The following is a 9,205-nucleotide window of genomic DNA, read 5'->3' on the forward strand; positions in this document are numbered from 1 at the left end:
TATGCCGCACACCGGCCGGCGTCGACGCGCTGAAACGGCGCCATCACAACACCTTCGACGCACTCCGGAACCACCGATACGGAACGTCGAGAAGGAATGCGCGATGACGGTGATCGAGCCGCGTGTTCCCGGCTACGGGCGTAAGAGGAATTCTCCGGCGAGCCGGATGGCTTCGCGTTTGGTGTACCCGGGGTGGTCGGCGACGATGAAGTGGCGGCCGATGGCGAGCCCGAACATCAGGGTGCTGCGCGCCTCGATCTCGTCGGGGTCGGTGACGAAGGTGCCGAACATCGTGCGCAGGAACTGCATCCGCTCGTTGTCGATGCGCTGCAGGCGTGCCGCGACGGACCGGTCGTGGTGCGCCCAGGCCCGGATCGCGAGGTCGATCCGGTGCAGGTCCTCCGAGTAGGTGAGTTGACCCACGCGCCGGATCCGCTCGGCCGCGTCGCCGCCTTCGGCGTCGGCCTGGGCGATGACGGCCTTGGTGCAGCGGCGTTCCCACTCGTCGAGCATCTCCGTGAGCAACGCGGGCCTGCCGTCGAAGTAGCCGTAGAACCCGCCCTTCGTGACGCCGAGTTCGGCGGCGAGTGCCTCGACGCGGACGGCGTCCGGTCCGCCTCGCGCGAGGGCGTCGAGCCCGGCCTCTATCCAGCGGGCTCGTGTGGTGCGGGCGACGGCGGGAATCGGTCCACCTCCATTGATCGCGGTCAATTTGTACGGTACCGTATAGATGAAATATACGGTACCGTATAGATCGGGGACGACAGTGCCACGAATAGCAGAGGCCACGTACACCGAGCAGCCCTGGCGCATCCACGAATTCACGAGCGACTTCGACGTCGAGGACGTGTGGTCGTATCGCACTCCGGGAGCCGGTCCGGACGACTTCCCCACAATGCTCGCCGCGATGCGGGCCCAGGGCGGACTCGGGAAACAGCCCCGGGTCGTGAGATTCCTGTTCGCCGTCCGGTGGAAGCTCGGCGAACTGTTCGGCTGGGACGATCCGTCGGCGGGCGTCGGCGAACGGGTCGCCTCGCTCCGCGACCGCCTGCCCGACGACCTCCGCGACGCTCCCCGCGGCCCCGACGACGCGGGCATGCCGCTCACAGCGGTGTACGAACTCGACACGGAGGCCGCCCGCGAACTGGCGAACACCACCGTGCACACCGTGATGCATCTCGGCTGGGTGCAAGCAGCGGACGGCGACTACGGGCTCCAGATGACCGTCCTCGTCAAACCCAACGGCCGGTTCGGGCGGCTCTACATGGCCGCCATCGCACCGTTCCGGCATCTCCTCGTCTACCCGGCCCTGACCCGGCAATGGGAACGCGCCTGGCGTGACTACGCCGCGAGGTGAACAAATCACTGTTCCCGATAGGAGACGGCCCCAGCCGGGTACCTTCGTGGCATGGGTGACGAGGCCATCGACCCCGTGACGGCGTATGAAGCGCTCTCCGCCGGCGCGCGCCTCGCCCTGCTGCGAGACCCCGAAGGCATCATGCCGCCGCAGTTCATCGGGCAGGTGATGGCCGTGTGCGGGCACGCGTGCGTCGTGGGCATCACCGGTGGACCCGATCCGGTTCCGCAGATGGCGATGCTCCAGGGGCCGCTCTCGGAGTACCTCGCCCAATGCCGGTGCGTCCTCGACTCGTGGTGGAACTCGCTGACGCCGCGAACCCGGGCTGGCATCAGGTGCCGCGAAGCGGTACCCGAATCGCTGGCACTGCAACTGCCCAAGCACATTCCGTGGACGGCAGTGTCCACGCCCGGTTCTCACCTGCTGGTGCGCGACTATCTGGAGCTGCAGGCGACGGGCTACGAACTGATGTAGATCGCGCGGTCAGTCGGGGGTCTTCTCTCCTGAAATCGCGTCCGGTTCGTATTCGTCGTGGCGGCGCAGCCAGCTCATGAACGGGTCGTCGCCGCGGCGCGGTTCCGGTTCCCAGTCCTCCTGACGACCGCGCGCGGTGAGGTCGAGCCAGTGATAGGTGCCGACGAGCATGTCGGTGGAGCGCGCGTAGCCGGAGTAGGTGTGGAAGACGCGCTCACCCTGGCGGAGGAAGGCACTGACGCCGTGCTCCTCGCCCGACCAGCCCTTCCACGCCGGGTCCATGCGCTCGAGTTCCGCCTCGTCCTTGTAGTTGTATTCGACCGGCGCGACCGACGCGTCGATAGTCACATGGAAGTCGTAGTTGAAGTTGCTCCCGAGCGAGGAGTACCAGGGGATGGTCCAGCCCATGCGCTGCCGGTACTGCTCGAGCTTGTGCAGGGGTGCGCGGGACACGGCCGCGAACGAGGTGTCCCGGGCGTAGAGGTGGTGGAGGTCGCCGACGTTGTCCATCGTGAACGTGCAGGACGGGCATCCCTCGTCGGCGTCGGGTTCGAACATGAAGTGGTAGATCAGGAGTTGGCCGCGGCCGTCGAACAGGTCGACGAGCCGGGCCCTGCCCCCGGGACCGTCGAACTCGTAGTTCTCGGTGATCTCGACCATCGGTAGCGCACGCCTGGCGGCGTTGACCCGGTCGCGGTGGCGGGTCAGCTCCTTCTCCTGTGCAAGTAACTCGCGCCGCGCGACGAGCCATTGCTCGCGGGTGGTGACCTGTGGATCGGACGCTGTCATCGTTCGTCTCCTCTCGAAGGGCACCTGTAATCCTCGCAAGAGACTCTCTGCGATGGCTCCCCGACCGCGCGCGCTACCTCGCCTCACGAATAATTCGCGTCGACGCGAACTCGCGCGGGTCCTATTCGAAATGGGCCGGTCTACACCCGTAACTTTGTGGCATCCGGTACCAAGGACTGTGCCGAGCGATTTCACCACACGCCGAACACCTGATGCGCCGCGGCTCGTTCACCACCAATTTGTTTMCGACGAACGTATGCACGATGAGCGACTTCGAGTGGCTCGCGTCCACCAGGCCGGTGAAGACGAAGTCGTACATGGTCAGCAGCCGTCCGCAACTTTGACAGGACAGTCTTTCGAGGTAGTACTCGTCACCGGCGAGCATGCCCGGCCGCAAGTCCAGGAGCCGCTCCATCTTCGCTATGTCGACTGCATCGGATTTCGTCGACTTGGTTTCGTCGTCGAGTTCCGCCTGGCTCGGCCCCGACTGCTCGAATTCCTCACGGGACAACGAAACAACGCTGTTGTAGTCAGCCATTTCTCCACTCCCACTTCCCAGAATTGCCCGCCTTCGAACACGACCGGTTGGTTCTCATCCTTGTCGGCGGCCTCGGGATTGTCACTGGTGGTTCGCTTCTCTAAACGAAACCACCGCGGCGACGTCAGGAGCTCGTGAGGATGACGAGTCGCTGGGTGGCCCGGGTCATGGCGACGTAGCGGTCGACGGCACCCTCGATGCCCTCGCCGAACGACTCCGGGTCGACGAGCACGACGAGGTCGAACTCGAGCCCCTTCGACAGCTGCGGCGACAGCGACCGGATGCGCGAGGTTGCCTGGAACGTCGGATCGCCTATGACGCAGGCGATCCCGTCAGAGTTCGACGCCAGCCAGGTGTCCAGGATCGAGCGCAGATCCGAAACCGGGCCGCGGACGACAGGAATGCCGCTGCTGCGGATGGAGGTCGGCACATTGGCGTCCGGGAGCGCGGCCCGGATCACCGGTTCGGCTTCCGCCATCACCTCTTCCGGCGTCCGGTAGTTGATGCTCAGCGCGGCCAGGTCGATCCGGTCCAACCCGATCCGCTCGAGACGTTCCCGCCAGGACTCCGTGAACCCGTGCCGGGCCTGGGCCCGGTCGCCGACGATGGTGAAGCTGCGGGACGGGCAGCGCAGCAGCAACATCTGCCACTCCGCGTCCGTGAGTTCCTGGGCCTCGTCCACCACGACGTGCGCGAACGGTCCCGCCAGCAGATCGGGGTCGGCGCTGGGCAGAGCGGTCTCGTCGACCAGGGACTGCTGCAGGTCCTGGCCGCGCAGCATCGACATCACGAGCAACTCGGAGTCATCGGCCGCGATCAGGTCGTCGACGACGGTGCTCATCCGGGCGCGTTCGGCGGCGACGGTGGCGTTGTACCGGCGCTGCCGGAGCGACGCCTCCGGGTCCCCGAGCCGCTGCCGTGCCGCGTCGAGGAGCGGCAGATCGGACACCGTCCAATTCTGGGCGTCCGCGCGCTGCAGTGCCCGAACCTCGCCGGGGCTGAGCCAGGGCGCACACTTGCGCAGGTAGGCGGGCACCGACCACAGGTCGCCGACGAGATCGGCGGCCTCGATCATCGTCCACGCGTTGTCGAGGGTTGCGCGCAGTTCGTCGTTCTGCAGCAACGACTTCCGAACCTGGGCCGCGGGAGCGTCGCCGTCGTACTTGTCCACCAGGATCGTGAGCAGCAGCTCCCAGATCTGTTCGCGCGCTTCGTTGTGCGGGGTACCGGGCTCCGGCGCTTCGAACGCCTCGGCCCAATCTTCGGCGCTCAGCCAGATGTCGGACCAGTCGGTCGCGACCGTCATGCCCTTGGCAGGCGGCTCCTCGTAGAACTTCACGGCCGCGTCGATCGCCTTCACCAGATCTGCCGACGACTTCAGCCGCGCCACCTCCGGATCCTGCTCGACCCGGGCGGTGGCACCCTCGGTGACGAGGTCCCGCAGCGTGCAGAGCTGCACGCCCTCCTCTCCGAGACTGGGCAGCACGTCGGCGACATACGCCAGGTAGGGCTCGTGCGGGCCGACGAACAGCACGCCGTGACGGAGCCGGGGATCGGAATACAGCAGGTACGCGGCGCGGTGCAGCGCAACGACGGTCTTGCCCGTACCCGGACCGCCGTCGACGACGAGGGCGCCGCCGGATCCCGCGCGGATGATCGCGTCCTGATCGGCCGCGATGGTACCGAGCACGTCACGCATCCGGGCCGACCGGTTGCTGCCCAGGCTGGCGATGAACGCGGACTGGTCGTCGAGCGCGGCGTTCCCGTCGAACCCGTCCGGAGTGAAGACCTCGTCCCAGTAGTCGCTGATCCGGCCGCGGGCCCAGCGGTATCTGCGTCGGCTGGCCAGGCCCATCGGGTTGGCGTGGGTCGCGCCGAAAAACGGCTCGGCCGCTGGGGACCGCCAGTCGACCAGCAGCTGATTGCCCGCGCTGTCCATGAGGCCGAGGCGTCCGATGTACACGGGCTCGGAGTCGTCGGCACCGACGATGTGCCCGAGGCACAGGTCCAGGCCGAATCGGCGCAGGGCGCGCAGCTGAGCGCTCAGGTCGTGAACCATCATGTCCCGCTCCATCGCCTCCTGACCGAGGCGTCGGGGCGCCTTGCGCTCGGAATCGATACGGCGGGACAGATCGGCGATGGACTGCTCGAGGCTCTCCTCGATCGCCGCGAAGTGCCGCTCGTCGCCGGCGATCAGCGCCGGGTCGGCCTTGGGCGCGAGGTGGTCGGGAAGGTCGAAAGCGCCGGCAGTAAGGGGTCTCACGTCAACAACTCCGATCTGTCGTGGGTGTTGTGGATTCAGATTTTCGGCGCGCACTCACGACTCCCATTTCGGCAGGTTCCGGGTCAGGCCGGTAATTCTGCGACACCACCCGGGCCTTGCCGCAAGCCCCGGGGTGCGCTATATATTGAAAGTGGAAGAGAGTTGCACTCATTCCTCCCCTCGTCCGATTCGGACCGTCAAACCCCTTTGCGCAGTAAACCCCCGTCGATTCGACGCGGGCAAGGTCCGCCCGAATATTCGAGACGCGCATACTCGCGTTCGGAAGTCGAATCAGGTAGACCGTCAGTACATTTGACGATGTTCGTCAGCGTCGCGATGAGTTTCGGCCGGATCGCGAGTCCGTACTCGTGACCGGCTTGGGACGCCGCACGACTCTGCCCGGCACGAGACACCACGGAGGACACCATGACGACCACGCCGAACGACCCGACCGCCGCGCTGCCCGGACGTCCGCCCGTCGTCRACCGAGCCACCTGGCAGGCCGCCCGCGACGAACTCATGGTCCGCGAGAAGGCCTACACCCGTGAGGGCGACGCCCTCGCCGCGGCCCGGCGCCGGCTGCCGATGGTGGAGTTCGACGGGACCGTCGAGGTCGTCGGACCGGGCGGCCCGGTACCGTTCCTGGACCTGTTCCAGGGCCGCGACGAACTCGTCGTCTACAAGCACATGTGGCACGACGGCGCGCCCCACCAGGGGCAGTGCGAAGGCTGCACCACCACGGCGTGGCACGTGAAGGACGCCGCGTACCTCAACGCCCGCGGCGTCTCGTACGCCGTCCTGACCACGGGCCGGTGGGACGAGGTGGCCCCCTACGTCGAGTTCATGGGCTACACCGAACCGTGGTATTCGGTGCGCGACCTGGACGCGCCGGTCGGCGACAGCATGGGTTCCCTCACGTCCTACCTGCGGGACGGCGACCGCGTGTTCCTCACCTACTCCACGACGGGCCGCGGCAACGAGCGGATCAACAGCTCCCTCGGCCTGCTCGACATGACGCCCTACGGCCGCGGCGAGGCGTGGGAAGACAACCCCGAGGGCTGGCCCGAGGGCAGGAACGCGTGCTGGTCCTGGCGTTCGGACGCGGACGGGAACGCCACCTGGGGCCCGACCAGCCGTCCCGTACCGCAGTGGACCCGCCCCGGCGCGACCCCCGTCGAGACCCTCGGCCGGAACGGCCACCACTGACGCGCGCTGGACCGAGCCGTCCGAGCGACGGTATCGATCACGGCAAGCGGAACTCTCGACGCGAACTCGAACACTTGATCCACTGAGAACGTGGATCTGACCCAACTCTCCGACGAAGTCGAGCACGTCTCACAGGTGTATGCCGCGAGGTTCGGCATCGAGCGTGATGCAACGTGGTTCCTTCTGAAGTTGCAGGAAGAGGTCGGCGAGCTGACCCAGGCCTTTCTGATGATGACAGGCCAGGCACGGGAGAAAGGACGATCACCGGAAGAACTGGACGAGGCTTTCCGGCGCGAAGTCGCCGACGTGTTCTGCCAGACCTTGCTGCTCGCCCGCTTTCACGACATCGACCTGACGAGTGCAGTGAACGACAAATGGCTGGTGTGGGCGGAACGTGGAATCGGGTCCTGAAACTTTCACGGGTGGTGATGATTTCGACCCCGCGTCGAATCCGGTCCGCGCGCGTATTCCCCGGTGTTAATGTGGGAATACTCGTCCTCACCGAAAGGTGCACCTCGATGAGAAGATTCGCTCGAAGAGCCGGTGGAACCCTCGTGGCAATGACGCTCACCGCGGCCGCTTTCGTCGTGTCACCGCCACCGGTGTACGGATTTGCCGAGGATATTTGCTACACCGAGGACGGTGCCCCGCCGCACAATTGCGCGCCACTGCCCCCCGAATGTCTACTCGACGATCCCAACTCGCCGATCTGCGGCGCCGAGGCGTTCCTCCGCTACGGGTTCACGTTGCGCCGCCCGCTCGGCGGACGGAGTCTCGTGCACTCGGACTCGACGTACATCATCGCCCGCACTGTCGGCTTCTCCGAACAAGATGCGTACTGGATCGCGGCGTACGACGAGGCGACCGACCTCGGCACGTTCGTCCCACGCGACATCTTCGGCCGGCCTGCCCCCGGCGCCGACGCGCTGACCACCAAGGACATCAGCGGCCTGGTGCGCACGCACTTCGACACCGGCGGGTTCCTCTTCCACTTCCTGCCCACGTTGCGCGGGCCGGCGGATCCGCTGCCCAACGGGTTACAACCGAACGTCGACGATCCGCGGCACGAGATCATGCTCACGCACCTGCGGACGTGGGCCATGGCCGGTCCGGGAAGCAACGCGCCGTTGTGCACGGGAGGTTTCACGAACCCGTCGGCCAGCGGCGATTACGGTACGGGCGCAACGTGTTACGGAGACGCGAACCCGGTCCCGATCAACGGCACGTACAGCCTCGAGACGCCGGCCGCCATCCCGTTCACCAACATGACCGGGCAGCAGGTCATCACCGATAACGTCCTGTCGTCACAGTTCGACTCGTGGATCGGCGAGAATTCCTGGAACGCCCGGACCGGCATCTACCTTCACGCTCTCGGTGACCGCATCTCGCACCACGTGTGCACCGACGCCGGCACGATCACCCCGCCGGGCCCTGCCGGGCAGGACTTCCGCATCGACCTGAATCAGCCTACCTGCGACCAGGGTCCGCACGCGGTCCGCCACGAATACGAGACGGGTGTGGACTTCGCCGGCCTGAACCCGGAAGACCAGACGACCGAGGCTGCGTTGTCGATGGTGTACGACGAACTCGTCAACTTCGCGCGAGCACGCGGAACGCTGGATGCGCGCGCCACGGCACCCGCGACGAAGAACGCCCTCCTGAACGACGGCCTCCTGCCGGCGCTCGAGATCCGCGAACCGGTCGAGCGGCTGACCGCCGTGACCGACGTCGGCTGCCGCGCGGGCGTTACCCCGTTCCCCGGAAATCCGGCCTGCCGCTGATCGCGCCCGTCAGCTACCGAAGGGGGACGCGCTGTTGGAGTACCGCGCGAAGTCGCCCTGCGCCCCGCTGTAGACGTTGAGGTCGACGTCGCCGTTGACGCCGGGGATGCGACCGGTGCTGGTGTACTGCCAGAACGTCCAGTTGCTCCAGCCGCCGGGGAGGGGGCCGGGCGTGTTCTGACCGTTGTAGTCGGCGATCCACAGGGGGTATCCGGCGAACTCGTTGGTGTTCGCCATCGCCGTCCGCCAGAAGGTCGGGTACGTGTAGATGATCGGCTGACGGCCGGTGAGCGATTGGACCGTGTTGAGGTAGCGGTGCGTCCAGTCGATCAGCGCGGCGGGCGGCAGCCCGGCGGAGTGCTCGAGGTCGAGGACCGGGGGCATGTCACCCGGACCGTTGATACCCAGGACCACCGTCGAGTAGAAGGCGGCCTGCGCTTCGGGAGACTGGGTGGGGTCCGCGTAGTGGTAGGCGCCGCGGGCGACCCCGGCGACGCGCATGGCGAGGCAGTCCTGGACGAAGTACGGATTGACGTAGTTGAGGCTCTCGGTGGCCTTGACCATCGCGAAGTCGTGGCCTGCGTTGCGGACGGAGAACCAGTCGATCGGCGACCCGCCCGGGTGTTGCCACGACGCCACGTCCGGACCTCGGACGGGTTCGGCTGCGGCATGCCCCGGCACCGCGGCCGCGAGTGCACCGGCGAGCAGTAGCGGTGCGATCTTGGAGAACCTTCGGACCTTCACCCCGATAGCCATGCGCCCGAGGGTAGTGGTTGCGGCGTCCCAGTTCCGGTCAA

Annotated in this window: 10 protein-coding genes; 5 read left to right on the plus strand and 5 right to left on the minus strand. The window is 66.8% G+C overall.

All coding sequences use genetic code 11. The features are described from left to right. Positions 1-132 precede the first annotated feature (132 nt). The gene (locus AC1DWT_RS15790) at positions 133-789 is read right to left on the minus strand and encodes a TetR/AcrR family transcriptional regulator (RefSeq protein WP_095861484.1); all 657 of its coding nucleotides are present in this window, start codon (positions 787-789) and stop codon (positions 133-135) included. Between AC1DWT_RS15790 and AC1DWT_RS15795 the strand changes: the two genes are divergently transcribed. Next, the gene (locus AC1DWT_RS15795) at positions 767-1,357 is read left to right on the plus strand and encodes a DUF2867 domain-containing protein (protein ID WP_095861483.1); all 591 of its coding nucleotides are present in this window, start codon (positions 767-769) and stop codon (positions 1,355-1,357) included. The genes AC1DWT_RS15790 and AC1DWT_RS15795 overlap by 23 nt on opposite strands. 51 nt (positions 1,358-1,408) lie before the next feature. Beyond that, positions 1,409-1,831, plus strand: coding sequence for a hypothetical protein (locus tag AC1DWT_RS15800; protein WP_072945063.1), 423 nt, complete (start codon positions 1,409-1,411; stop codon positions 1,829-1,831). 9 nt (positions 1,832-1,840) lie between these two features. Here AC1DWT_RS15800 and AC1DWT_RS15805 read toward each other — a convergent pair whose 3' ends face one another. The 3 genes from AC1DWT_RS15805 to helR form a co-directional block, all read right to left on the minus strand. Continuing rightward, on the minus strand, positions 1,841-2,620 hold the full coding sequence (locus tag AC1DWT_RS15805; RefSeq protein ID WP_072945061.1) for a DUF899 domain-containing protein: 780 nt from the start codon (positions 2,618-2,620) through the stop codon (positions 1,841-1,843). Between the two features lie 121 nt (positions 2,621-2,741). Next, positions 2,742-3,158, minus strand: a complete 417-nt coding sequence (locus AC1DWT_RS15810) for a hypothetical protein (protein ID WP_477921300.1) — start codon at positions 3,156-3,158, stop codon at positions 2,742-2,744. Positions 3,159-3,282: 124 nt separating this feature from the next. Next, positions 3,283-5,421, minus strand: coding sequence for an RNA polymerase recycling motor ATPase HelR (gene helR, locus AC1DWT_RS15815; protein WP_206014019.1), 2,139 nt, complete (start codon positions 5,419-5,421; stop codon positions 3,283-3,285). A gap of 426 nt (positions 5,422-5,847) precedes the next feature. Between helR and AC1DWT_RS15820 the strand changes: the two genes are divergently transcribed. From AC1DWT_RS15820 to AC1DWT_RS15830, 3 genes are all read left to right on the plus strand, one after another. Then, positions 5,848-6,627 carry a DUF899 family protein gene (locus AC1DWT_RS15820; protein WP_477921302.1) on the plus strand — a complete coding sequence of 260 codons (780 nt, stop codon included), beginning with the start codon at positions 5,848-5,850 and terminating at the stop codon, positions 6,625-6,627. Between the two features lie 90 nt (positions 6,628-6,717). Then, on the plus strand, positions 6,718-7,038 hold the full coding sequence (locus tag AC1DWT_RS15825; RefSeq protein WP_206014020.1) for a nucleoside triphosphate pyrophosphohydrolase family protein: 321 nt from the start codon (positions 6,718-6,720) through the stop codon (positions 7,036-7,038). Positions 7,039-7,145: 107 nt separating this feature from the next. After that, the gene (locus AC1DWT_RS15830) at positions 7,146-8,408 is read left to right on the plus strand and encodes a hypothetical protein (protein WP_206014021.1); all 1,263 of its coding nucleotides are present in this window, start codon (positions 7,146-7,148) and stop codon (positions 8,406-8,408) included. A gap of 9 nt (positions 8,409-8,417) precedes the next feature. Here AC1DWT_RS15830 and AC1DWT_RS15835 read toward each other — a convergent pair whose 3' ends face one another. Further along, the gene (locus tag AC1DWT_RS15835; RefSeq protein WP_206014022.1) at positions 8,418-9,164 is read right to left on the minus strand and encodes a glycoside hydrolase family 25 protein; all 747 of its coding nucleotides are present in this window, start codon (positions 9,162-9,164) and stop codon (positions 8,418-8,420) included. Positions 9,165-9,205: the final 41 nt, after the last annotated feature.

The organism is Rhodococcus sp. P4_B6 (assembly GCF_056402215.1).